This is a genomic window from Pseudomonas sp. R2-60-08W (genome assembly GCF_003852335.1).
Classification (GTDB): domain Bacteria; phylum Pseudomonadota; class Gammaproteobacteria; order Pseudomonadales; family Pseudomonadaceae; genus Aquipseudomonas.
Genome location: NZ_CP027731.1, coordinates 1,929,047 through 1,952,148, shown reverse-complemented (window position 1 = coordinate 1,952,148; position 23,102 = coordinate 1,929,047). Strand labels below are relative to the sequence as shown.

The window sequence follows — 23,102 nt, the reverse complement described above, 5'->3', positions numbered from 1 at the left end:
AATCAAAGACTAGAAATCAATATTCACAGCGGAATACTCATTTCTAAACTCTAACAGCAGAAACAGTTAATGGTGGAGCCAAACGGGATCGAACCGTTGACCTCCTGCGTGCAAGGCAGGCGCTCTCCCAGCTGAGCTATGGCCCCATAACAAAATTGGTGGGTCTGGGCAGATTCGAACTGCCGACCTCACCCTTATCAGGGGTGCGCTCTAACCAACTGAGCTACAGACCCAATTTTGAGCGCAACTGATTAGCTAAGAGCTATCAGCTTGGAGCTTAAAGCTGCTTCTATCGTCTTCTTCAATGAATCAAGCAATTCGTGTGGGAACTTATGGAGCAGCTGATGTCGTCGATTAAGGAGGTGATCCAGCCGCAGGTTCCCCTACGGCTACCTTGTTACGACTTCACCCCAGTCATGAATCACACCGTGGTAACCGTCCTCCCGAAGGTTAGACTAGCTACTTCTGGTGCAACCCACTCCCATGGTGTGACGGGCGGTGTGTACAAGGCCCGGGAACGTATTCACCGCGACATTCTGATTCGCGATTACTAGCGATTCCGACTTCACGCAGTCGAGTTGCAGACTGCGATCCGGACTACGATCGGTTTTCTGGGATTAGCTCCACCTCGCGGCTTGGCAACCCTCTGTACCGACCATTGTAGCACGTGTGTAGCCCAGGCCGTAAGGGCCATGATGACTTGACGTCATCCCCACCTTCCTCCGGTTTGTCACCGGCAGTCTCCTTAGAGTGCCCACCATTACGTGCTGGTAACTAAGGACAAGGGTTGCGCTCGTTACGGGACTTAACCCAACATCTCACGACACGAGCTGACGACAGCCATGCAGCACCTGTCTCAATGCTCCCGAAGGCACCAATCCATCTCTGGAAAGTTCATTGGATGTCAAGGCCTGGTAAGGTTCTTCGCGTTGCTTCGAATTAAACCACATGCTCCACCGCTTGTGCGGGCCCCCGTCAATTCATTTGAGTTTTAACCTTGCGGCCGTACTCCCCAGGCGGTCAACTTAATGCGTTAGCTGCGCCACTAAGAGCTCAAGGCTCCCAACGGCTAGTTGACATCGTTTACGGCGTGGACTACCAGGGTATCTAATCCTGTTTGCTCCCCACGCTTTCGCACCTCAGTGTCAGTGTTGGTCCAGGTGGTCGCCTTCGCCACTGGTGTTCCTTCCTATATCTACGCATTTCACCGCTACACAGGAAATTCCACCACCCTCTACCACACTCTAGTCAGTCAGTTTTGAATGCAGTTCCCAGGTTGAGCCCGGGGATTTCACATCCAACTTAACAAACCACCTACGCGCGCTTTACGCCCAGTAATTCCGATTAACGCTTGCACCCTCTGTATTACCGCGGCTGCTGGCACAGAGTTAGCCGGTGCTTATTCTGTCGGTAACGTCAAAACAATCACGTATTAGGTAACTGCCCTTCCTCCCAACTTAAAGTGCTTTACAATCCGAAGACCTTCTTCACACACGCGGCATGGCTGGATCAGGCTTTCGCCCATTGTCCAATATTCCCCACTGCTGCCTCCCGTAGGAGTCTGGACCGTGTCTCAGTTCCAGTGTGACTGATCATCCTCTCAGACCAGTTACGGATCGTCGCCTTGGTGAGCCATTACCTCACCAACTAGCTAATCCGACCTAGGCTCATCTGATAGCGCAAGGCCCGAAGGTCCCCTGCTTTCTCCCGTAGGACGTATGCGGTATTAGCGTCCGTTTCCGAACGTTATCCCCCACTACCAGGCAGATTCCTAGGCATTACTCACCCGTCCGCCGCTCTCAAGAGAAGCAAGCTTCTCTCTACCGCTCGACTTGCATGTGTTAGGCCTGCCGCCAGCGTTCAATCTGAGCCATGATCAAACTCTTCAGTTCAAACATCTTTGGGTTTTTAAGAAACCCTAAACTTGGCTCAGCAATCGTTGGTTACATCTTTGATTTCTCGCGGAGTAACTTGTGATGCTGATAATCTTGTTGACTATCAGTCTGACTCCACAAGCACCCACACGAATTGCTTGATTCAGTTGTTAAAGAGCGGTTGGTTAAGAGCTATTCGTCTCAACCGAGGCGCGCATTCTACAGCAGCCTCATTTGCTGTCAAGCGGTTATTTTCAGAAGCCTTCGAAGATTTCTTCAACAACTTCAACCACTTGCGCTTGCGATCTCTCGTAAGCGGGAGGCGAATTCTACAGCGTTACACGCTGCTGTCAACACCTCTTTTTCAACTTCCTTTTGGCTTCGATGAACTGAAGCAACTTACTGTCAAAACTTACTTAACTCATTGTTTAACAAGGAGTTTTCCGTTTCGACTGCGCCGGAAGTGGGGCGAATTATAGGCGCACAAAATCTGCCGTCAACGTTTAATTTGAATTTCCTATCAAACAGCCCGAAACTCTTTAAATCCTCTGCACTTGAGCAGTATATTGCGCATTACGTGCCCGTTAAGCGCATCAGCGCTCTGCCCTTTATATGAAAGACTTCGGACGAAAACCTTCAATGACCACCCCACCCCGCAGCCTGGCCTCCATACTGTTCCCTGTTGGCCTGCTGTTAATAGCGATGGCATCCATCCAGTCCGGCGCCTCGCTGGCCAAAAGCATGTTCCCTGTCATCGGCGCGCAAGGTACCACCACCCTGCGCTTGATTTTCGCCAGCGTGATCATGCTGCTTCTATTACGCCCATGGCGCGCCAAGCTGACGGCCAAGTCCTTGCGCACTGTAGTTGTCTACGGCATGGCGCTGGGCGGCATGAATTTTCTCTTCTATATGTCGTTGCGCACCGTGCCCCTGGGTATTGCGGTAGCGCTGGAATTCACCGGCCCGCTCGCCGTCGCCCTGTATGCATCGCGCCGGGCAGTGGACTTCTTGTGGATCGCGCTCGCAGTCGTCGGTTTACTCCTGCTGATACCGACGGGCGAAACCAGCAGTGGCATCGACGCGATCGGTGCCGCCTATGCTCTCGGCGCTGGTGTCTGCTGGGCGCTTTATATTCTGTTCGGCCAAAAGGCTGGTAACGATAACGGTGTGCAGACCGCCGCGCTCGGCGTCATGATTGCCGCTTTGTTCGTCGCGCCAATCGGCATCGTGCACGCAGGGACCGCGCTGCTGACTCCCGGCTTGATCCCCATCGCCATCGGTGTCGCCATTTTATCGACAGCGCTGCCCTACACACTGGAAATGGTTGCGCTCACCCGCCTGCCCGCGCGTACGTTCGGCACCCTGATGAGTATCGAGCCGGCGTTCGGCGCCCTCTCCGGGCTGTTCTTCCTGCATGAACACCTGACGCTCGCGCAATGGCTGGCGATCACCTGCATCATTCTGGCCTCCGTTGGGGCCACACTGACAATGCGCAACGAATCCAAACCGCTGGTGCCCGCCGACTGAGCTCTTTAAAAAGGCAGCGCTGGTATTTACTGCTCATTTAGGCCATGTTTAGGCCGTAAACGAAGGTCTTTCATGGAGAAACTCGACACGGACAGCATGAACGCTACGCTCGAGAGCGAGTAAAGGCCGGCTTCGTTTCTTTTGCGAAGCGGCTATTTAAGGATGGGAATGAAACGAATTTTGATACTGTTGCTGGTCGTAGGCATTGCCGGCTGTGCCGCGACCACGAAAACAGAAGTGAAGCGAGGCAAGAAAGGGCTGCATATCAACTGCTCGGGCCTGTCCTCCTCCTGGGATAAGTGCTACACCAGTGCGGCCGATTCCTGCGGCACCAAGGGCTATCGGGTTATCGCAAAATCCGGCGATAACGCCGAAGAACCCGGCGATTACCCCTTCGGCCTCAACCCTGCCGGCTACACCAGTCGCAGTATGATCGTCATTTGTAAGTAGCCGCCTGAGTGCTGCCCTGATCGGTCGCGATCAAGGCAGCACAGCGCGAAGCCCTCAGTCAGCCCGCGATCAAATCGCCGCTGTGCGCACCTGTAACCACGTGAGCGCCTCGCCACTGAGTAGCGGGCTCAGGCGTTCACGCACCTGGGCGTGATAAGCGTTGAACCACTCGCGCTCATCCGCCGTGAGCAAGGAAGGCTCCAGGCAACGGGTGTCGATCGGGCACAAGGTCAGGGTTTCGAATCTGAGGAACTCACCAAATTCGGTGGTCCCCGCTTCACGGTTCAACACCAGGTTTTCGATGCGCACGCCCCAACGTCCAGGGCGGTAGGTGCCCGGCTCAATCGACGTGATCATGCCCGGCTGCATCGCCGTTTGCGGTGCAGCGGCAGCCTGGTAGGCGATCACCTGCGGGCCTTCGTGCACGTTGAGGAAATACCCTACACCGTGCCCCGTACCGTGGCCGTAATCCACGCCCTCGGCCCAGATCGGCGCACGCGCGATGGCGTCCAGCAACGGCGACAGGATGCCTTTGGGGAATTGAGCGCGGGACAAGGCAATCACGCCCTTGAGCACCCGCGTGCAATCACGTTTCTGCTCTGCGCTCGGCGTACCGATGGGCACCATACGCGTGATATCCGTAGTACCGCCCAGGTACTGGCCGCCGGAATCGATCAGCAATAAGCCATCGCCTTCGATCACGGCATGCTCTTCTGGCGTGGCGTGGTAATGCGGCATCGCGCCATTGGCATTGAAGGCAGCAATGGTATTGAAACTCAGCGACACATACCCCGGACGGCGGGCACGTGCTGCCGTCAGATGCTCATCGATAGTCAGTTCAGTGATGCGTTCACGTCCCAGGGCCGATTCCAGCCAGGCGAAAAATTCGCACAACGCGGCGCCATCCTGTTCCATGGCCTGCCGGATATGTTCGGCATCGGCCAGGCTTTTGCGCGACTTGGCCAGTGTAGTGGGGTTCAAGCCTTCTACCAGCGTCACGCCGGCGTCGAAATGTTCCAGTAAACCGGCCGTCACGCGCGCCGGATCAATCTTCAGGCTTGCTCCGGACGGTACGGCTCGCAGCGCATCAGCCACATCACTGTAGTCGCGCACGCTCACGCCATCGCGCTCAAGCGCGGCGCGCAACTCGGTATCGACCTTGCTCAGCGCCACGAACAAGGTGGCCTGCTGTTGATTGATCAGGGCAAAGGATACGAACACTGGGTTGAACGATACATCGCCACCGCGCAGGTTGAACAACCAGGCGATGTCATCCAGGGTCGCAATGAAATGCCAGTCAGCGCCTTTGTCTTTGAGGCTGGCGCGCAGGGCCGCGAGTTTTTCGCTGCGGCTGAGGGTCGCCTGCGGCGGCAGGTGCTGATAGATCGGCTGGTTCGGCAGCGCCGGGCGGTCATGCCAGACAGCATTGAGCAGATCGATGTCCGTGCGCAAGCGCGCGCCACGCTGCGCCAGCTTGTCACCCAGGGTGCGCGCCGAGGCCACGGCCATTACCGCGCCATCCACCGCCACAACGCCGCCTTCCGGGGTTTGTTCAGCCAGCCATTCCAGCGGTCCGGGCTGGCCCGGTTGCAGTTTCACCAGTTCGATGCCGCTGCCCTTGAGCTCCTTGTTCGCCTGTTCCCAGTAGCGGCTGTCGGCCCACACCCCGGCAAACTCCGCAGTGACGATCAGCGTCCCCACCGAACCATGGAACCCGGACAACCATTGACGCCCCTGCCAGTATCCGGGCAGGTACTCGGACAAATGCGGGTCCGCAGACGGTACCAGCAGGGCATGAATCCCCTCTCGGCTCATCAGCTCACGGGTTTGCGCCAGGCGCTGGGGAACCGTTCCATGGGTCAAAGGCTGCGTAGTCATTATGTCTCCTGCTAACCGCTAATAATTGTTATGCACTGCGAATGAAGTTTCAGACGGCCCAGAACGCCGGTGCGCTGGCCAGTGCCGACTTGATCAGTTGTACCGCTTCGTCGATATCCCGCTCGGTGGTAAACCGGCCCAGGCTCAGGCGAATGGTACGGCCGGCGCTGCGGGCGTCATGCCCGAGGGCCAGAAGCACATGGGACGGCGCGTTGCTGGCCGAATTGCACGCTGAAGTCGCCGAGAAGGCAATCCCTGCACTCAACGCAGCCGCGTTGAACTCGCCTTCATTGAACGTAAGGCTAAGGGTATGGGGGATTCGCAGTGTCGGGCTGCCGTTGAGGCGCACACCCGCGATCGACGCCAATTGATCCAGCAGATGCTGACGCAAGGCTACGATCTGCGCCTTCTCCTCGGCGAAAGACGCCGCTGCCAGGGCGAACGCCGTGCCCATGCCTGCAATCTGGTGAGTGGCCAGGGTACCCGAACGCAAGCCACCCTCATGCCCGCCGCCATGAATCTGCGCCAACACCTTCTGCTGCGCACGCGGTCCTACATACAACGCGCCGATGCCCTTCGGACCGTAAAGCTTGTGGGCGGAAAACGACATCAAATCCACCGGCCACTGCGCCAGGTCGATGGCCACCTTGCCCGCCCCTTGCGCCGCGTCCACGTGAAACAACGCCCCGTGCTCGCGCACCCGTGCGCCGATAGCCGGGATGTCGTTCAACGTGCCCAGCTCGTTATTGACCAGCATCAGCGAGACCAGAAAGGTGTCTTCACGCAGTGCTTCACTGACCGCCTCGACACTGATCAAGCCATCGGCATCAGGCACCAGATACGTCACCGCCACCCCGGCGTCCTGCAATTGGCGCGCGGTGTCGAGTGTGGCCTTGTGCTCGATCTGGCTGGTGATGATATGCCCGCCCGCCACGCCACGCGCCTGGGCCACGCCCTTGAGTGCAAGGTTGTTGGACTCGGTGGCGCCGGAGGTCCAGACGATCTGCTCGGGCTGGGCGCCAACCAGTTCGGCCACCTGGCGACGCGCCTGCTCGACCGTTTGCCGGGCCGCTTGGCCGAAGGCGTGGGAACTGGACGCCGGGTTACCGAAATTGGCATTCAAACCCAGACACTCAACCATCACCTGGATGACCCGCTCATCCACCGGTGTGGTGGCGGCGTAGTCGAAATACAACGGACGTTTATTCATGGCGTTAAAAACTCGCAGAGCGTGTTCCCGAGAACAGTGTCGCGGGGGCATCGAACAGAACAGAGGTCGTCAGGTTTAACTGATCGGATGCCGTTATAGAAGGACCACTTTATGAAAATGTGCGTAGGAACGCTCCTGAAATTCAGCTTAACAGGCTGAAGTCACGCCATGGAAAACAAAAAACCCGAGTTTCCTTATGGGAACACTCGGGTTCTTCACCGTAACAGCGCCGCTCAACTGGGGCGATCCTTCAGGGCTACGCTGCGCTCGGCGTTCATTTCGCCCTGGTGATCAAAACCAAAGGTTTTTTGTGGCTGGCCGGTCAATGCCGCCCGCTGCTGCTGATATTCATCGAAGGACAATCCGCGGCGGCTCAGCGCTTCCAACGCCAGCTGTCTGGTTTCCTGTTCCGTGTAAGGCCGCAATTCAGGCGCCGGATGGGTTGCACATCCAGCGAGGACAGCGGTGACAAGCATCAGCGAAACAGCGAGTGAACGGTTCATGGCGGTAGCCCTGCGAAGGAGGTGTCGAGTCAATGAACACAGGCTACTCCCGCCCCTGCCCAGGGAAAAATCACCGTCCTCGATAGTGGCTATCAACCGTGGCGGCAGTCTCAATAGGCACAACGCTATATTCTTTTAAGATATATAAATATGTGAATCAATTAATTTACGGAATATAAGAATCCCTCTATAAACACCACAACGCTGCCCGCCAGACGAGGCCCAACGCACATCGGATAGCATTGCCAAACAAGATTGAGGTTTTCCCTTGACCGCCCCCCCCAAAGCGTGCTGCCCAGTGCACTGCAGACCGCCAAACTGCTGGCCGCCGAATTCGCCGTCAGCGCCGTCGAGCGCGACGAACGCGGCGGCACACCCAAGGCCGAACGTGACGCCCTGCGCCACAGTGGCCTGCTCGCCCTGAGTATTCCCCGCCAATACGGCGGCCTCGGTGCGCGTTGGAGCGAAACGCTGGGCATCGTGCGCGAGTTCGCCAAGGTCGACAGTTCCATCGCCCATGTCTTCGGCTTCCACCACTTGATGCTCGCCACCGTGCGCCTGTTTGCGCGCCCGGACCAATGGCAACCCTGGTTCGAACAAACCGCGCGCAAGAACTGGTTCTGGGGCAATGCCCTCAACCCGCTGGACACGCGCACGGTGGTCAAGGACTTCGGCGGCTGGCGGGAATTTTCCGGCAAGAAAAGTTTCTGCTCCGGGGCCAATGATTCAGAAATGCTCATCGCCTCGGCGGTGGATGAAAGCGCCGGGGGCAAGCTGCTGATTGCCGCCATTCCCAGCGGGCGCAGCGGGATCACCTTGCACAATGACTGGAACACCATCGGCCAACGCCAGACCGACAGCGGCAGCGCAAGCTTTGAACGGGTGCGCGTTGAGGAGTCGGAATTACTGCTCGAGCCGGGCCCACTGAGCACGCCTTTCGCCTGCCTGCGGCCGTTGATTGCCCAGCTCACTTTCACCCATATGTTTTTAGGCATTGCCGAAGGCGCCTTCGAAGAGGCGCGCCACTACACGCTCACCGAAACCCGTGCGTGGCATAAATCCATGGCCGAGGACGTACGCCAGGACCCTTACGTGCTGCACCACTACGGCGACTTCTGGGTCGCGCTGCAAGGCGTGCGCCTGCTGGTGGAACGCGCCGCGGAGCTGTTCGACCAGGCCTGGGCCAAAGGCCAAAGCCTCAGCGAACAGGAACGCGGCCAACTGGCCATTGCCATCGCCACCGCCAAAGTGGCCGCGACGCGCCAGGGCCTGGATCTGTGCACCCGTCTGTTCGACGTCACCGGCGCGCGGTCCACCCACGCGTCACTGCGCCTGGACCGCCACTGGCGCAACCTGCGCACGCAAACCCTGCACGACCCGCTGGATTACAAACTCCACGAACTGGGTGACTGGGCGTTAAACCAGGCCCTGCCGATTCCCACGTTCTATTCCTAAGAGAGGTGCCCATGCAGCTGTTGACCCTCCCACCCTCGCCTGCCCTCGCGACCTCGATCCGTGCCACGGCTCAGGTGTTCGAAGACCCGAAATCCCAGGCCCTGCTCGACCACATCCAGCAAGTGGCGCCCAGCGAAGCCAGCGTGCTGATCATCGGCGAAACCGGCACCGGAAAAGAACTGGTGGCGCGCCATATCCACAACCTCAGCGCGCGGCGCAACCGGCCATTCGTGGCGGTGAACTGCGGGGCGTTCTCTGAATCCCTCGTCGAAGCCGAGCTGTTCGGCCACGAAAAAGGTGCCTTTACCGGCGCCCTCAGCGCCAAGGCGGGCTGGTTCGAAGAGGCGGACGGCGGCACCTTGTTCCTCGACGAAATCGGCGATCTGCCCATGGCCATTCAGGTCAAGCTGCTGCGCGTGCTGCAGGAGCGCGAAGTGGTGCGCCTGGGCTCGCGCAAGAGCATTCCGATCAACGTCCGGGTACTGGCGGCAACCAACGTGCAACTGGAAAAGGCCATCAATGCCGGGCACTTCCGCGAAGATCTCTACTACCGTCTCGACGTGGTCAGCCTGGAGCTGAGCCCCCTGCGCGAGCGTCCCGGCGATATCCTGCCACTGACCCGACACTTCATCGAAGCCTACAGCCAACGCCTGGGCTACGGTCCGATCACCATCAGCCGTGAGGCCGAGCAAAAACTGCGCAGCTACAGTTGGCCGGGCAATATCCGCGAGCTGGAAAACGTGATTCACCATACCCTGCTGATCTGCCGCAACAGCGTGATCGAACGCGATGATCTGCGCCTGTCGAACCTGCGCATCGAGCGCCAGGACGACAGCCAGCACGGCACCGACAACAGCGCCGAAGCGTTGCTGGCGCGCGCCTTTCAAAAGCTGTTCGAGGAACAGGCCGGCGCCCTGCACGAAAAGGTCGAGGATGCGCTGTTACGCGCCGCGTACCGCTTCAGCCATTACAACCAGGTGCACACCGCCAGCCTGCTGGGCTTGAGCCGCAACGTCACGCGCACACGGCTGATCAAGATCGGCGAGCTGGCAGTCAACAAGCGTCGGCCTGGGGGAAACCTGCAGGGCGAGCGGATGCTGCACCTATCCATTTAGGCGGCAGTGCAAGGCGTCGTCATGGCTGCGCTCAAAACTGCGCAGCACCTGAAATGAATCAAAGGTCACCGCCCTGGCCTGGTGCATCCGGATCAGCGTCCAGAGGTCTTCGCCGCCTTGCTCGAAGCGCCGGAATGCCGCCTCGCCATCCTCGCGGGATTGCCATTGCAGGCAGTTGAGCACCCGCCGCCCATCATCGCTGACCTGCACGCTCGCACTCAAAAAGCCGCCATGGTTCTCGGCCAGTCGCTCGCTCTGGACGGTCAGGGCCGCCACCAGGGCAGACTGCTGGCGGGGGTCGATCTGAAATTCGATCAACTGCGTGAAGCTGCGATTCTTCTCTGATACCTGCATGAACACTCCCCTTTCTCTGTAGGCAGAATCTTGCGATTCAGTGCCACGCAGGGTAAAACCTCTAGTTAAGTCAAGGTCAAGTGATGAATCGGAGTTTGTATGCTCGACAAGCAACTCACCGTTGGCCAGTTGGCCGCCCGTAGCGGCGTGGCCGTCACCGCCCTGCATTTCTACGAAACCAAGGGGCTGATCAAAAGCAATCGCAACGCCGGTAACCAACGGCGCTACCCGCGTGACGTGTTGCGGCGAGTGGTAGTGATCAAGATCGCCCAACGCCTGGGCATTCCGTTGGCCACCATCGGCGAGGCGCTGCAAGCATTACCTGAAGGCCGCACACCGACGGCCAAGGATTGGGCACGCCTGTCGGCACGCTGGCGGGAAGACCTGGATGAGCGGATCAACAAGCTGGTGCAACTGCGCGACAAGCTCAATGGCTGTATCGGCTGCGGGTGCTTGTCGATGGACGCCTGCCCGTTGCGCAACCAGGGTGACCAACTCGGTGAGCGCGGGCCGGGAGCGCAGTTGCTTGAACCCAGTTGAGGCGCTACCCAGGTGGGAAGGGGCTCACCCCCTCCCACCGGTCGCTATCAACGCGCGGGCGGTGTGCGCGACACGTCCGGCCGGCTTCGGTAAGCCGTGCACCCCAGCCACAGGGTCATTACCGCCAGCGCCGTCAGCGGTAGCCCATGGAACAGCACAATCACCTGGGCCGGCGTCCACGTCAGGTAGAACGGCCCGACCACCAGCATCCCCACGCCGAAGCCCGCCATTTGAATCAGGGTCAATAAACTGAACAGCGGCAGGCGCAGGCTATCCGGTTCACTTTGCGCACGCGAGACCAACGCCACTTCAGACAGCCCGTCTCCCAACCCCGCCCACACCACCAACAGCAGCGCCAGCCACAATTGGGTTTGCTGGAAGGTGAGGATAAAGCCGCTGGACATCAGCGCCACGCCGAACATGAACAGGCGTTCCATGCTCGGCGTGCCACGGCCTTTCAACAGCGCACTGGCAATACGTGCCCCGATAAACTTGCCGCAGGCCCAGACCGCCAGCAGATACCCCATCACCGTTTTGGCCGTGTCCGGGGAAATGTACTGGGACAGCACCGGCCAGCCGACGTTATGCGCCGCACTGCCAAGGGTGTCGAGCATGCTGATCAACAACATGGCGGCCAATACCGGCGCGGCGCGCAGCCCCTTGGTCAACTCGCGCCATTCGGCCGAGAGCCCGCGATGGGCGGCGATGGCGACGCAGTACAACCCGCGCAATGGCAGCACCAGGCAAGCGGCAATCACATACGTGCCGATATTCACCGCGAACACCGCCTCGAATCCCCCGGTGGCAATCAGCAGCCCCGACAGCAAACTGCCGAACACCGCGCCGGTGGCGGCCGCCGAGGTGATCCAGGCGTTGGTGTTCACCCGCTGTTCAAGGGCCACCCAGGTGGGCAACTGACTGTTGAGGCCAATGGCAAACAGGGAATTGCACAAGCCGATACCAAAGGCAATGAACGGCAACAGGCTGAGTTGATGGGTGGGAATCAGCAGCAACAGCGGCGTCAGCAACAACGCTCGCGCCAGGTCCAGCCCCGCCAACGTGCCGCGCCCGGCAAAGCGCCGGAAAAACGGGATGCCAAACAGGCTGGCGACAATGCCACCGGTGACGCGGCACGCCAGGAAGATGCTGACGAACACCACGCTCTGGCTGAGCCAGTAGACATAGGTGGACAGGGCCACCAGGTTGAGAAAGGCGCCAAAGTCCGAAACGCCGCGAGCAAAAATGATCAGCCGCGCGTTGCGGGTCGACAGGTACAGCTGTTGATCGAGGCTCATGCGGGCGGCGCCTCTTGATCGGCGGGCACGCTGCGCAGGCTGACCAACAGCATATCGCGCCAGGCCGGCGTCGAATCGACCCTCGGCCGTACATCTCCAGCGCGATGGTAGAGCCTGCGGTCGTTAACCACGAGGGTTTCCAGGAAGTGCTCCATGGGCACATTCAACACCCGGCTGTGCTCCGCTTCAGTGGTGAACACTTCAGACACCACCGGCACCGTGTTGTGCTCGCCGATAAAGTGCATGAACACCCAATCCAGGCCATCCTGATGAATCCCCGACGTGGTGGGGCTGCTCGCTTGGGCATCCGCACGCACGCGGAACTGGTGGATGTCGATGGTGTAGCTCTGTTCGCCCAGGTGCGGTGCGATCACCGCCAGGTCGGTGGCCAGCAGTTTGTGCATCAGTGGATGCTCGATAAAGCCTTCCTCGCTATAGCTCAAGTGGTTCACCCCCTGACGATAGTTGACGGCGTAGGTGACCGGCGACTTGAACGCGGTGCTCCTGTCGATCTGCAACTGCCGTGAAGGTGATAAACGATAGCGCAGGATCCGCCGTTCACGATGGGTGTACGCCTTGAACGCCTCGTCGCGCACCAGGTTGGCCCAGTAGGCCCGGAAACTTTGCTCTTCTGCGGGCTCGATATTGAGCAATTCGCCAAAGTCACGGCGATGGCAGTAATGCTGCTCGCGCAACTGCGCGCTAATTCGTGGGATGTCCATATCGCTAGCCTGCCACTGGGGGGTCGATGATAACGCGCAGGTGCTGAGTGACCGCGTCATGCAGCGCGTGGGCGTCGGCAGCGCCGTCGACCTTGGCCCAGCACTTGAGCAGATAGTGCTCCTCGATGTCCGCATCGATCATATGGCCCGGCTCCTGCTGGGCGTACTCCAGCACCGCAGCGTTACGCTCCAGGTACTCCATGCCTTCGATGCCCTCGAACCGGCCGCTGTGCTGCGGGTAAATCGCCAGCATCGCGTAATGCTGCCCGGTCTCGGCAACCTTGCGTGCCCCCGCCTCCAACTGCGCAGTGACACCCTGCTCGCCCGTCAACAATGAGAGATACAGTTGGTAGGGATCGATACCGGCCAAGTCACGCAACGCCGCGTTCACATAGAGCCCGCCCACGCGTGGGTTGATCTCGATCACCACCGGCCCTTGCTCCGTCATGCGGAACTCGAAATGCACCACGGCGTTGGTCAGGCCGACCGCCTGCAGGCACGCCACGGCGTACTCGCGGATCTGCGCGCACTGGCTGTCGGTGAAGGACGTCGGTGGGGTAATCAGCAGGTTTTCCAGGACCGTGCCACTGCGCTCGGTCAACAGCAGCTTTTCGTTGATCAGCAGCGGGTGCACACGCTCGCCGGCCACGACACATTCCACACTGCCTTCGATACCGGGGATGTAGCCCTCCAATAACAGACTGCGCCCGGGGATGTAGTCATGCCGTTCGCCGTCTTCTTCCGGCAGTGTGTGCACGCAACCGTAGAAATCCGCATACGCGGCGCCAGCGTGATCCCTGACGAACAGCGCGTAGTGGCTGCGCAGCTCGGCCCAATTGGCGCATTTCTTGATAAACGCCGAAGCCCCGCCAAACGGCGGTTTGGCGATCAGCGGGTAACCCACCCGCTCGGCATTCTGCTGGAGTTGTTGTTCGTCATTGCACAGCGCAAACGGCACGGAACGAATGGCGTGCTGTTTCAGTACCCTGCGCATCAGGAACTTGTTGTTGCACACGGCAATTGCCTCGGGACAGCTGTGCACCAGGCCCAGGCGCCGGGACGCCCGTGCCACGATGCAGCCGACTTCACCTTGCGCAGACGGATGACCAGCCTGGCAGAAAATTCCGCGAATCTGATACTGCTCATCGAGCTGGCCGACCAGATCAAGAATGGCTTGCTCGTTGAGTGCGTTGAGCAGGAACACCGCATCGCTGTCTTCCTCGAGTCGCTGTATATGCCTGCGCCCTGCCACACCCGCCGTCAAGCACACCAGGCCCTGAGCACGGGCAACCGCAAAATGCGGCTCTCGGTAGTTATAACGGACAGCCGTACTGTCATCGACATCAATAAAAAGAATGGCGTCTTGTTTCATGCTTTATACCGCCTTAGTCCATCAATTGATTCAGGCATCCTGCCAACTGCACCACTGCCCTTCCCAGTTAAGGAAGCGGTAATGGCGCTGCCCGTCGCGAACTTCGAAGTGCGGTAAATTCTCAGGCTTTTCAAAGTCCAACAGCGGCACCGTGAACTTGCCTTGTGCGTGCGGTAGAACATATTCAGGCAGGGCGATATTAGACACTCGCCGCTTCAGGCGATCCATGATCGTGATGGCCTGGCTGATCGATGCCTTGTATTCAGAGGCGCCGGGTGAAAACGGCATGAAGTGATATAAGTAATAAGGCTTCACACCCAGGCGATAAAGATCGATGAACAACTTATGCAGTGTCGCTTCGTCGTCGTTGACGCCGCGCAACAACGGCATATTGGAAAACACGATCGGCACCACGCCCTGAATACGTTTGACCGCCACCGCAAAGTCAGCGCTGAGTTCGAGCGGATGGCAGACGTGCACGCCGAACGCATTGACCTTGTACTTTTCCAGCATCGCGATCAACTCATCGGTCACGCGAAACGGGTTGAAGCTCAGGGCCCGCGAGTGAATGCGGATCAGCAAGTCATCACTGATCCCGCGCAGGGCGGCCAGGTATTCTTCGAGCTTGCGGTCGGCCAGCATCAACGGGTCGCCGCCGCTGAGAATCACTTCTTCAATAGCCGGGTTGGCGCGGATGTACTCGACCGATTCCATGAAGGAATCCTTGCTGGCGTTGGCCTTTTCAGTGCCCACCTGCAGCGTGCGCAGCGCTTCGAAGCAAAACTGGCAATAGGCGTTGCAGGTATTGGTGGTGCGCAGGATGACGCGATTGTCGTATTTGTGCTGGCAGATGGGCGTCTTCATTTCATGGCCCAACTCCCAGTTCTCGGAAGTGCCGTCGTAATCGCCCTCGACCTGTTCACTCCAGTACGGCACCACTTGCCGCCACAGCGGGTGGTCCATGACCGTGCCGGTAGTGAGGGAGCGCTTGATCAGATCGATGTAGTAAGGCGTGATCTGCATTTTGCGCCCGAGCAGGTTATGTTCGATGTGCGCAGTCGTTTCCTCGTCCCAACCACCGCAGGCGGCGCGCAGCGTCGGTTCATCACGCAGGGCGTTCTTCTGCTGCCAGCGCCAGTCCTGCCACTGTACCGAGCGGTGAATTTCTTGATCAAAAATCGACATGAGTGGGTACTCTCTGTTCAGGCATATGAATGCGTGCCCTTCCCTCTCGGGAACAGCGATATTCGCAACAATGACAATCGACTTAAGTGACAGGCGACGATCAGCTGGCCGATGCAATCAGCCCCACTGGAAAGTGACAGGAATTTATTATCTGAGGGTTCGGATAAACGATGAATACGGTCATATAGCAACTTCCTTTTTTTAAAATTATCTGACTTCCAAGCCGATACCTACTTAAGCCGAAGCTTCCGATACCGTCAATACAATATCCTTTGTTTTTTTCTGGTTTTAAACCGCACCTTTGCCTACCCCCGCAGGCATGGGTATCCAGCCGCTCACATGGGTTAATTTAAAAAGTAAATAGCACAGCAAATAACCCGCCAAATTATTTTTATACTTATGTAACTACGTACTTCAACGCTAGCCACTCAGCCTCGACGTGCGCTTCGCTTGCACCCCATCCCTCAGTGCAATCAGGCACGATCATTGCCCCTGCGCAGGCCACCCCGGTGAGCCTGAAACATTTTCTTTCATTTCCCCCTTGGGGATTTCTCATTCTCATCCGTCTTAACTTAGATACAGCCCGTCGCGTCAGCAAAAGCTACGACTGGCCTTTTCCGGGCTTCCATCGCCCCCTCCGATCAAGACCCTCATTCACATGTCGAAGAAGTCACGCTCAAAACTCTGGTTTCTCGTACACAGCTGGCTGGCGCTGCCCATCTGGTTCTTTGTACTGATCGTCTGCGTCACCGGCACCCTGGCGGTGGTCAGCCAGGAAATCGTCTGGCTGGCCAACCCGGATATCCGGGCGACCAAGCCGTCTGATGATGCCCAGCCGCTGAGCTTCGACCAGGTAATCGCCGCCATCAAGCACGACGAGCCCCAAGTCATCGTGCGCTCGATCATCCGCCCCGACGAATCACACTTCGCGTTGACCGTCGGTCTCAGCTACCCGGACGGACGTTCGGTCGAGGCCTATGCCAACCCCTACACGGGCGCCATCCAGGGCATCAGCCCATCGTTCGACTTCAAGCAATTTACCCGTGCCCTGCACGGCTGGTGGCTAGTGCCGTTCACCAATGGCTACAGCTGGGGTTGGTACCTGGTGTCGCTGCTCGGCCTGCCCTTGCTGGCCTCATTGGTCACCGGTCTGGTGGTGTACAAGCGTTTCTGGAAAGGCTTTTTGCGCCCTACCCTGCGCATCCGCCATGGCGCGCGCATCTTCTGGGGTGACTTTCACCGCCTGAGCGGTATCTGGTCGATCTGGTTCATCGCCGTCATTTCCATTACCGGCACCTGGTTCCTGATCGAGGCGACCCTGGCCGACAATCAGATTTCCATCTCCAGCGAGCCCATCGTGCCGGTGATTGCCCGGGAGAAGGTACCGCTGTCCGCCCCCGGCGTACCGGCCCCGATGATTGCCCTGGACGAAGCGATCAAGATCGCCACCCAGCGCATTCCCGGGCTGGAGGCCACGTTTGCCTTCCTGCCCCTCAATGCCTACAGCCACCTGCAGATCGGCGGGCGCGGCTGGTACCCGCTGATGTTCCAGACCGCGCAACTGAACCCCTACAGCGGTGAAATCGCGGTCTCGCACCTGTTGTCCGACCGCACCACGCTGGAGTTCGTCACCGAGTCCATGCGCCCGCTGCACACCGGTGACTTCGGTGGCCTGTGGATCAAGCTGATCTGGGCCTTCTTCGGCCTGGTGCTGAGCATGATGGTGCTGAGCGGCTTGCTGATCTGGACCAAGCGCACCGCCCTGGCCACCCTCCACGCTCTCAAACGCGAGGCCAAGACCCAGCGCCCGCCTGTGCCCATCTCTGCCCTGCAGGCTGAAACCTCGGAGACGCACTGATGAGCAAGGTCGCGGCCAAACCCTCTTCCCCGCTGCGCGCATGCTGGCTGAGGTGGCGTTTTCATATAAACATCCTGCTGTTGCTGGTGCCGCTGGGGTTCATGCCCAAGTATTTTGCCGATGCCGCGCTGTTTCGCGGCGATGGCGGCATCGGCGAGCGGGTCGCCGGGGACGTTCAAGTCGGCCCCTGGAGCCTGACCCTCGCGGAATTTCGCAACGAAGGCCCGCGCCCGGACCCGGCCGGCCCGATGAAAACCTTTAACGCCGCCCTGTGCGCCACCTGCGCCGAGCAGGTCAAGGCGACTTATCTGCGCATCGGCAAACCGCGCAGCCTGCGGGCCGCCGGGGTGATCTTTTTTGGCACGCCCTACCGCATGGGCGCCGTCCTGCCGGTGCCGGAACGCACGCCGGTCGACGCTGAACTGTGGGTCACCATGGAAGGCTGGGACGGCAGCATGCACCAGGGTTCCATTCCACTGAGCCAGGCCTCGCCCGCCACTGTTGCCTGGCTGAACAAGCAAGGAGTCAAACCATGATGTTCAAGCGCCTGATGCGCGCCGCTGGCGTGCTAGTGCTGAGCGCCGGCTTCACTGACGTGGCCTTCGCCCACAACCCGATGTGCGAATGCAAGGAAATCCCCGGCGAGCAGATCCAGTGCAAAGGGGGGTTCTCCGATGGCAGCGGCGCTCCGGGCGTGACCCTGGATGTGATCGGCTACGACGAGACCATCCTGGTGCCGGGCAAGCTCGGTGAGGATTCGACCCTGACCTTCAAGAAACCCGCAGCCGAATTCTATGTGCTGTTCGATGCCGGCCCCGGTCACGTGGTGGAAATCGACCAAGCGGATATCCAGGCGCCATGAGTACCGTACAAGTAGTGCGCCCGGCCGGCGCGGGTCATGAAACCCTTTACGTGCTGTTGCTGTGCCTGATCATCCTGACGGTGTCGGGAACGGTGGTGGCCTTGCACGGTGAGACCCAGGAGCTCGCAACGGTGCCAAGCCACCAACTGGATGCCCGACGCGACCTGAGCGCCGCCGAACAGGGGGTCTACGCCGACCTGCGGGTGACCCTGGATGAAATCCACTTGCTGCAGCAGGAACATAACGCCCTGCCGACACCGGCCCAGTTGGCCCAGGAGGGCTTTGCGCCGTTTGCCCAGGACGCCAGTTCCGTCAGCCGTGGCGATCATCGCTGGCAGCTGCTCGCCCCCTCGGCCTACCTGGGCTTGAGCCAGGCACCGGGCACCAGCGGTTCGCTGTTGATGCGCGTGCAGGGCACCGAGCCGGATATCTGGCTCAACCGTGGCAACGACCTGGCTGCCCCCTCCGACCTCACTGACCAGGCGCTGATCGCTGCCGGCTGGCGGCAAGTGGTCGCGCAATTCGATGCTGGCGTGACCCGCCAGCATCGCCACTGAACGAGAAGACCGATTGCCCATGTCCATTTCATCTCCCCTGTTGCGCCTGTTGCTGGTTGGCCTGTTCAGCCTGATGCTCGCGCCCCTGGCGAACGCCGAGGCGGGTAAACGCCTGCGCATCGGCATCACCTTGCATCCTTACTACAGCTACGTGGCAAACATCGTCGGCGACAAGGCCGAGGTGGTGCCACTGATTCCGGCCGGGTTCAACCCCCATGCCTACGAGCCGCGCGCCGAAGACATCAAGCGCATCGGCACCCTGGACGTGATCGTGCTCAATGGCGTGGGGCATGATGACTTCGCCGACCGCATGATCGCCACCAGCGAGCGCCCGGACATCCCGGTGATCGAAGCCAACGCCAACGTGCCTTTGCTGGCCGCCACCGGCAATGCCGCGCGCGGTGCGGGCAAGGTGGTCAACCCGCACACGTTCCTGTCGATCAGTGCGTCGATTGCCCAGGTCAACAACATCGCCCGCGAGCTGGGCAAGCTCGACCCGGACAACGCCAAGACCTACACCCAGAACGCCCGCGCCTACGGCAAACGCCTGCGCCAGATGCGCGCCGATGCCCTGGCCAAGCTGACCAGTGCGCCCAACCCGGACCTGCGCGTGGCCACGGTACACGCGGCCTACGACTACCTGCTGCGCGAGTTCGGCCTGGAAGTCACCGCCGTGGTCGAACCGGCCCACGGTATCGAGCCCAGCCCCAGCCAGTTGAAAAAAACCATTGATGAACTGCGCGCCCTGGACGTGAAAGTGATTTTCTCGGAAATGGATTTCCCGTCTTCCTATGTCGACACAATCCAACGGGAATCCGGGGTCAAGCTGTATCCGCTGTCGCATATTTCCTACGGTGAATACAGCGCGCAAAAGTATGAGGTGGAAATGACCGGCAACCTCGACACCGTGGTTCGCGCGATCCAGGAGTCGGGAACATGACGGCGGCGCAACCGCTGAACCTGGCCTGTGGCCCGACCCTCGACTTTGACCAGGTGTCGCTGACCTTGGGCCGCACCGTTATTCTCGATGAGGTGAGCTTTCAGGTACGGCCCGGCAGCATTCACGCGTTGGTCGGCCCGAATGGCGGCGGCAAAAGCTCGCTGATCAAGACCCTGCTCGGGCAAACGCCGCACCAGGGCCGCTTGAGCCTGGAGTGGCCGGGCAGCCCCGGCACCATTGGCTATGTGCCCCAGGCCCTGGAGTTCGACCGGGGTTTGCCGATGACCGTGGATGATTTTATGGCCGCCATGTGCCAGCGGCGGCCGGCGTTTCTCGGCCTGTCCCGGCACTACGCCGGCGCGATTGGCGAGGCGCTGGAACGGGTCGGCATGCAGGACAAGCGCAAGCGGCGCATGGGCGCCTTGTCCGGCGGTGAACGCCAACGGGTATTGCTGGCTCAGGGGCTGATTCCGGCGCCGCAATTGCTGGTGCTGGATGAACCGATGTCGGCCCTCGATGAGGCCGGTATCCAGGTGTTCGAGCGACTGTTGAATGACTGGCGACTGGCCGGGATTACCGTGCTGTGGATCGAGCACGACCTCGAGGCAGTCGGGCGCCTGGCCGACCGCGTGACCGGCTTGAACCGCCGCGTACTGTTCGACGCCACGCCGAAACAGGCCCTCACCCCCGATCGCCTGCTGACCCTGTTCTCCACCCACCCTCGGAGCCTGGCGCAATGAGTTATGAAGCGTTTCGCCTGATGGTCCAGGGCTGGGCCTCTGCCGGTTATCTGCCCGAGGCACTGGCCTACGGCTTTGTGGTCAACGCCCTGCTCGCCGGTCTGCTGATCGGCCCGGTGCTGGGCGGCCTGGGCACACTGGTGGTGGTCAAGCGCTTTGCGTTTTTCTCCGAAGCGGTCGGGCATGCCGCGCTGACCGGCGTGGCCGTGGGCATCCTGCTCGGGGAACCCTACACCGGGCCCTACGGCAGCTTGTTCGGCTACTGCCTGCTGTTCGGCATCCTGCTCAACTACCTGCGCAACCGTACCGGCCTGGCGCCGGATACGCTGATCGGCGTGTTCCTGTCGGTGTCCCTGGCGCTGGGCGCAAGCCTGCTGCTGATTCTGGCCGGCAAGATCAATGTGCACATTCTGGAAAACGTGCTGTTCGGTTCGGTGCTGACGGTCAATGGCAACGACCTGCTGGTGCTGGCGGTCGTCGGTTCGCTGGTGATGGCCCTGGCGTTGCCGCTGTACAACCGCATCATGCTCGCCAGCTTCAACCCGCAATTGGCGGCGGTGCGCGGGGTGGCGGTGAAGACCCTGGACTATCTGTTCGTAATCCTGGTGACGCTGATCACCGTCGCGGCGGTCAAGGTGATCGGCGCCATCCTGGTCGGTGCCCTGCTGGTGATCCCGGCGGCGGCGGCGCGGCTGCTGAGCCAGTCGCTCAAAGGGTTCTTCTGGGTGTCGGTGGCGATTGCGACCGTCAGCACCCTGTGCGGCATCCTGCTGCCGATCATCTTCGACCTGCCGGTGCCTTCCGGCGCCGCAATCATCCTGGTCGCCGGTATCGCCTTCGCCCTCGCCGCGATTGCGCGCGGTACAGTGCCCAGCCTCAAAGGGAATCTTGGATAATGCGCCCTGACTTTCGCCCACTGGCCCTGGCCATGGCTTGCCTGATCAGCACCCCGTCGCTCGCCGTCGTGGATGGCTTCCAAACCAGGGACTTCGTCGCCAACCATGGCCTTGGTCATGCCGCGCTGACCAAGCCCAACACAGCAAAACCGGTCAAGGTGCTGGCCTCGTTGCCGATCACCTACGGCCTCGCGCAAGTGCTGCTTAAAGGCACCGATGTGCAGCTCGAACGCGCCGCCCCCGCCAACCTGCCCGGTTCGCGGCAAGTGTCGTACTTCACCGGGCGCGGTGCGCCAGCGCTGAGCCAACTCGCCCAGGATGCCGATGCCGCCATCGGCCTGCGCTCGCTGTGGGCGGACGACCCGCTCTACCCCGTGGCGCGGCGCAGCAATATCCGCATTGTCGAAGTGGACGCCGCACGCCCGGTGGATGGCGGCTTACCGGGCATCGCCGTGCAGCCGGGCGTCAGCGATGGCTTGAACAGCCAACCGTGGCAGTCGGGCAACAACATGGGGCGCATGGCCGATGTATTGGCGGCCGACCTGAGCCGCCTGGCGCCGGGCGCCAAACCGCAGATCGACGCGAACCTGGCCGCGCTCAAGCAGCGCCTGCTCAAGCTCGCCGCCGACAGCGAGGCGCGCCTGGCCCAGGCCGATAACCTGAGTGTGGTCAGCTTGAGCGATCACTTTGCCTATCTGGTCAGCAGCCTGAACCTGGAACTGGTCAGTACCGATGCACGACCGGATGCGGACTGGACGCCTGAAGCGCTGCAACAGTTCAGTGCGCAGTTGAAAACCAATGATGTGGCGACGGTGCTGCACCACCGCCAGCCGAGTGAGGCGGTGAAAGCGGCGGTCACGGCTGGGGGCGCCACCCTGCTGGTATTGAATGTGGACGGTGCCGACCCGGTGACAGAGCTGCAAACCAATGTGGATCAGGTGATCAAGGCACTCACGCCCTCGCCATAGCTCAAACCACGTCCACACCCACATGAATCGCATCATGCCGCCAGAACTCCAGGTCGCAGTCGATCAAGCGCTGGTGCTGATCATAGTTGACCCGGGCGATCCGCAAGCCCGGGCTGCCCACCGATACGCGCAACGCAGCGGCGGCCTCCACCGGCAGTGAGGTCGGTACGATCTCGAAACGCACCCGTCCATAGTGCAAGTCGTACTTGCGCGCATACAGTTCGGTCATCGACTGATTCAAGTCGCACGCCAGGATCCCAGGAAAATACTGCGGGTTCAGGTAGTGCTCGACGTACAGCACCAGCCGCCCATCGATCCGCCGTCCCCGGCAGATCTGGATCACGCTGGACAGCGCCGGCAACTGTAACCAGGCGCACACCGCCGCCGATGCCGGTTGCAGGCGCGCAGAAATCACCTGGGTCGATGCCACCCGGCCCTGGTCGTTGACCATCGCGTGAAAGTGGCTGCGCTGCATCAGGTTGTAGGCCAACCGAGGCGGCGAGACGAACCAGCCTCGGCGCTCCTCGCGATAGATCTGCCCTTGGGCTTCAAGCTGTAACAAGGCTTCCCGCACGGTAATGCGAGTGGTACCAAACAACTCGCTGAGCTTGCGCTCGGCGGGCAGTTTGCTGGCGGGCGGCAACAGGCCGTGGTCGATCTGCTCCTGCAGCGCCAGCCCGATGGAGGTTACCGCTTTGATTGCCTCGTCACGCATCAACGTTACCTATCTGGACTAGACCAGCACCATCCAAGTGCACATAAAGCTGCATAAACGTCCCACCTCAATGTTGCGCCAGCCTA

Annotated in this window: 22 protein-coding genes, 2 tRNA genes and 1 rRNA gene; 13 read left to right on the top strand and 12 right to left on the bottom strand. The window is 60.3% G+C overall.

Annotated elements, in window-relative coordinates:
* Nucleotides 1-70 precede the first annotated feature (70 nt).
* From C4J90_RS08995 to C4J90_RS08985, 3 genes are all read right to left on the bottom strand, one after another.
* Nucleotides 71-146 (bottom strand) — tRNA-Ala (locus C4J90_RS08995).
* 10 nt (nt 147-156) lie between these two features.
* Nucleotides 157-233, bottom strand: a tRNA-Ile gene (locus C4J90_RS08990).
* A 122-nt stretch (nt 234-355) separates the two neighbouring features.
* Nucleotides 356-1,892: ribosomal RNA gene (locus C4J90_RS08985) — 16S ribosomal RNA — on the bottom strand.
* Nucleotides 1,893-2,513: 621 nt separating this feature from the next.
* On the opposite strand from C4J90_RS08985, the gene rhtA reads away from it, so the two are divergent.
* Nucleotides 2,514-3,401 (top strand): threonine/homoserine exporter RhtA, encoded by an 888-nt coding sequence (rhtA, locus tag C4J90_RS08975; RefSeq protein ID WP_124414301.1) that lies wholly within the window; start codon nt 2,514-2,516, stop codon nt 3,399-3,401.
* Between the two features lie 168 nt (nt 3,402-3,569).
* Entirely contained in the window at nt 3,570-3,851 is a 282-nt protein-coding gene (locus C4J90_RS08970; protein ID WP_124366501.1) for a hypothetical protein, read from the top strand.
* Nucleotides 3,852-3,920: 69 nt separating this feature from the next.
* Here the strand turns inward: C4J90_RS08970 and C4J90_RS08965 are convergent, their stop codons facing one another.
* The 3 genes from C4J90_RS08965 to C4J90_RS08955 form a co-directional block, all read right to left on the bottom strand.
* The gene (locus C4J90_RS08965; RefSeq protein ID WP_124419644.1) at nt 3,921-5,729 is read right to left on the bottom strand and encodes an aminopeptidase P family protein; all 1,809 of its coding nucleotides are present in this window, start codon (nt 5,727-5,729) and stop codon (nt 3,921-3,923) included.
* 49 nt (nt 5,730-5,778) lie between these two features.
* Nucleotides 5,779-6,939 carry a cysteine desulfurase family protein gene (locus tag C4J90_RS08960; protein ID WP_124419643.1) on the bottom strand — a complete coding sequence of 387 codons (1,161 nt, stop codon included), beginning with the start codon at nt 6,937-6,939 and terminating at the stop codon, nt 5,779-5,781.
* A 233-nt stretch (nt 6,940-7,172) separates the two neighbouring features.
* Nucleotides 7,173-7,442, bottom strand: a complete 270-nt coding sequence (locus C4J90_RS08955; RefSeq protein ID WP_124362064.1) for a hypothetical protein — start codon at nt 7,440-7,442, stop codon at nt 7,173-7,175.
* 288 nt (nt 7,443-7,730) lie between these two features.
* Here C4J90_RS08955 and C4J90_RS08950 point away from each other — a divergent pair, with 288 nt between their 5' ends.
* Entirely contained in the window at nt 7,731-8,897 is a 1,167-nt protein-coding gene (locus C4J90_RS08950) for an acyl-CoA dehydrogenase family protein (RefSeq protein ID WP_372237485.1), read from the top strand.
* Between the two features lie 11 nt (nt 8,898-8,908).
* Nucleotides 8,909-10,012 (top strand): sigma-54-dependent Fis family transcriptional regulator, encoded by a 1,104-nt coding sequence (locus C4J90_RS08945; RefSeq protein WP_124414297.1) that lies wholly within the window; start codon nt 8,909-8,911, stop codon nt 10,010-10,012.
* Here C4J90_RS08945 and C4J90_RS08940 read toward each other — a convergent pair.
* Nucleotides 10,001-10,366 carry an antibiotic biosynthesis monooxygenase gene (locus C4J90_RS08940; RefSeq protein ID WP_124362061.1) on the bottom strand — a complete coding sequence of 122 codons (366 nt, stop codon included), beginning with the start codon at nt 10,364-10,366 and terminating at the stop codon, nt 10,001-10,003. The genes C4J90_RS08945 and C4J90_RS08940 overlap by 12 nt on opposite strands.
* Nucleotides 10,367-10,465: 99 nt before the next feature.
* On the opposite strand from C4J90_RS08940, the gene soxR reads away from it, so the two are divergent.
* Nucleotides 10,466-10,906 carry a redox-sensitive transcriptional activator SoxR gene (soxR, locus tag C4J90_RS08935; protein ID WP_124414296.1) on the top strand — a complete coding sequence of 147 codons (441 nt, stop codon included), beginning with the start codon at nt 10,466-10,468 and terminating at the stop codon, nt 10,904-10,906.
* A 47-nt stretch (nt 10,907-10,953) separates the two neighbouring features.
* Here soxR and C4J90_RS08930 read toward each other — a convergent pair whose 3' ends face one another.
* The 4 genes from C4J90_RS08930 to C4J90_RS08915 are packed head-to-tail and all read right to left on the bottom strand — an operon-like array spanning nt 10,954 to nt 15,480.
* Nucleotides 10,954-12,201, bottom strand: a complete 1,248-nt coding sequence (locus tag C4J90_RS08930; RefSeq protein ID WP_124419641.1) for an MFS transporter — start codon at nt 12,199-12,201, stop codon at nt 10,954-10,956.
* Nucleotides 12,198-12,923: a 2OG-Fe dioxygenase family protein gene (locus tag C4J90_RS08925; RefSeq protein ID WP_124419640.1), complete on the bottom strand. Its 726-nt coding sequence runs from the start codon at nt 12,921-12,923 to the stop codon at nt 12,198-12,200. Before C4J90_RS08925 ends, C4J90_RS08930 begins: the two co-directional genes overlap by 4 nt.
* A gap of 4 nt (nt 12,924-12,927) precedes the next feature.
* Nucleotides 12,928-14,295 (bottom strand): acetyl-CoA carboxylase biotin carboxylase subunit family protein, encoded by a 1,368-nt coding sequence (locus C4J90_RS08920; RefSeq protein ID WP_124419639.1) that lies wholly within the window; start codon nt 14,293-14,295, stop codon nt 12,928-12,930.
* Nucleotides 14,296-14,325: 30 nt separating this feature from the next.
* A complete protein-coding gene (locus C4J90_RS08915; protein ID WP_124419638.1) occupies nt 14,326-15,480 on the bottom strand; it encodes a KamA family radical SAM protein in 1,155 nt (384 codons plus the stop codon).
* A 658-nt stretch (nt 15,481-16,138) separates the two neighbouring features.
* On the opposite strand from C4J90_RS08915, the gene C4J90_RS08910 reads away from it, so the two are divergent.
* The 8 genes from C4J90_RS08910 to C4J90_RS08875 are packed head-to-tail and all read left to right on the top strand — an operon-like array spanning nt 16,139 to nt 22,301.
* Nucleotides 16,139-17,338 carry a PepSY domain-containing protein gene (locus tag C4J90_RS08910; RefSeq protein ID WP_124419637.1) on the top strand — a complete coding sequence of 400 codons (1,200 nt, stop codon included), beginning with the start codon at nt 16,139-16,141 and terminating at the stop codon, nt 17,336-17,338.
* Nucleotides 17,338-17,874, top strand: coding sequence for a thiamine pyrophosphate-binding protein (locus C4J90_RS08905; RefSeq protein WP_124419636.1), 537 nt, complete (start codon nt 17,338-17,340; stop codon nt 17,872-17,874). Before C4J90_RS08910 ends, C4J90_RS08905 begins: the two co-directional genes overlap by 1 nt.
* A 14-nt stretch (nt 17,875-17,888) precedes the next feature.
* Nucleotides 17,889-18,200: a hypothetical protein gene (locus C4J90_RS08900; protein ID WP_256658985.1), complete on the top strand. Its 312-nt coding sequence runs from the start codon at nt 17,889-17,891 to the stop codon at nt 18,198-18,200.
* Nucleotides 18,197-18,757 (top strand): DUF6162 family protein, encoded by a 561-nt coding sequence (locus C4J90_RS08895; RefSeq protein WP_124419635.1) that lies wholly within the window; start codon nt 18,197-18,199, stop codon nt 18,755-18,757. The genes C4J90_RS08900 and C4J90_RS08895 overlap by 4 nt, the downstream gene beginning before the upstream one ends.
* Before the next feature lie 19 nt (nt 18,758-18,776).
* Complete coding sequence (locus C4J90_RS08890; RefSeq protein WP_124362051.1) at nt 18,777-19,697, top strand: metal ABC transporter substrate-binding protein; 921 nt, start codon at nt 18,777-18,779, stop codon at nt 19,695-19,697.
* Entirely contained in the window at nt 19,694-20,437 is a 744-nt protein-coding gene (locus C4J90_RS08885; protein WP_124362050.1) for a metal ABC transporter ATP-binding protein, read from the top strand. The genes C4J90_RS08890 and C4J90_RS08885 overlap by 4 nt, the downstream gene beginning before the upstream one ends.
* Nucleotides 20,434-21,333: a metal ABC transporter permease gene (locus C4J90_RS08880; protein WP_124362049.1), complete on the top strand. Its 900-nt coding sequence runs from the start codon at nt 20,434-20,436 to the stop codon at nt 21,331-21,333. The genes C4J90_RS08885 and C4J90_RS08880 overlap by 4 nt, the downstream gene beginning before the upstream one ends.
* Entirely contained in the window at nt 21,333-22,301 is a 969-nt protein-coding gene (locus C4J90_RS08875; protein WP_124419634.1) for a metal ABC transporter solute-binding protein, Zn/Mn family, read from the top strand. The genes C4J90_RS08880 and C4J90_RS08875 overlap by 1 nt, the downstream gene beginning before the upstream one ends.
* Before the next feature lies 1 nt (nt 22,302).
* Here the strand turns inward: C4J90_RS08875 and C4J90_RS08870 are convergent, their stop codons facing one another.
* Nucleotides 22,303-23,016, bottom strand: a complete 714-nt coding sequence (locus tag C4J90_RS08870; protein ID WP_124362047.1) for a UTRA domain-containing protein — start codon at nt 23,014-23,016, stop codon at nt 22,303-22,305.
* Nucleotides 23,017-23,102 lie beyond the last annotated feature (86 nt).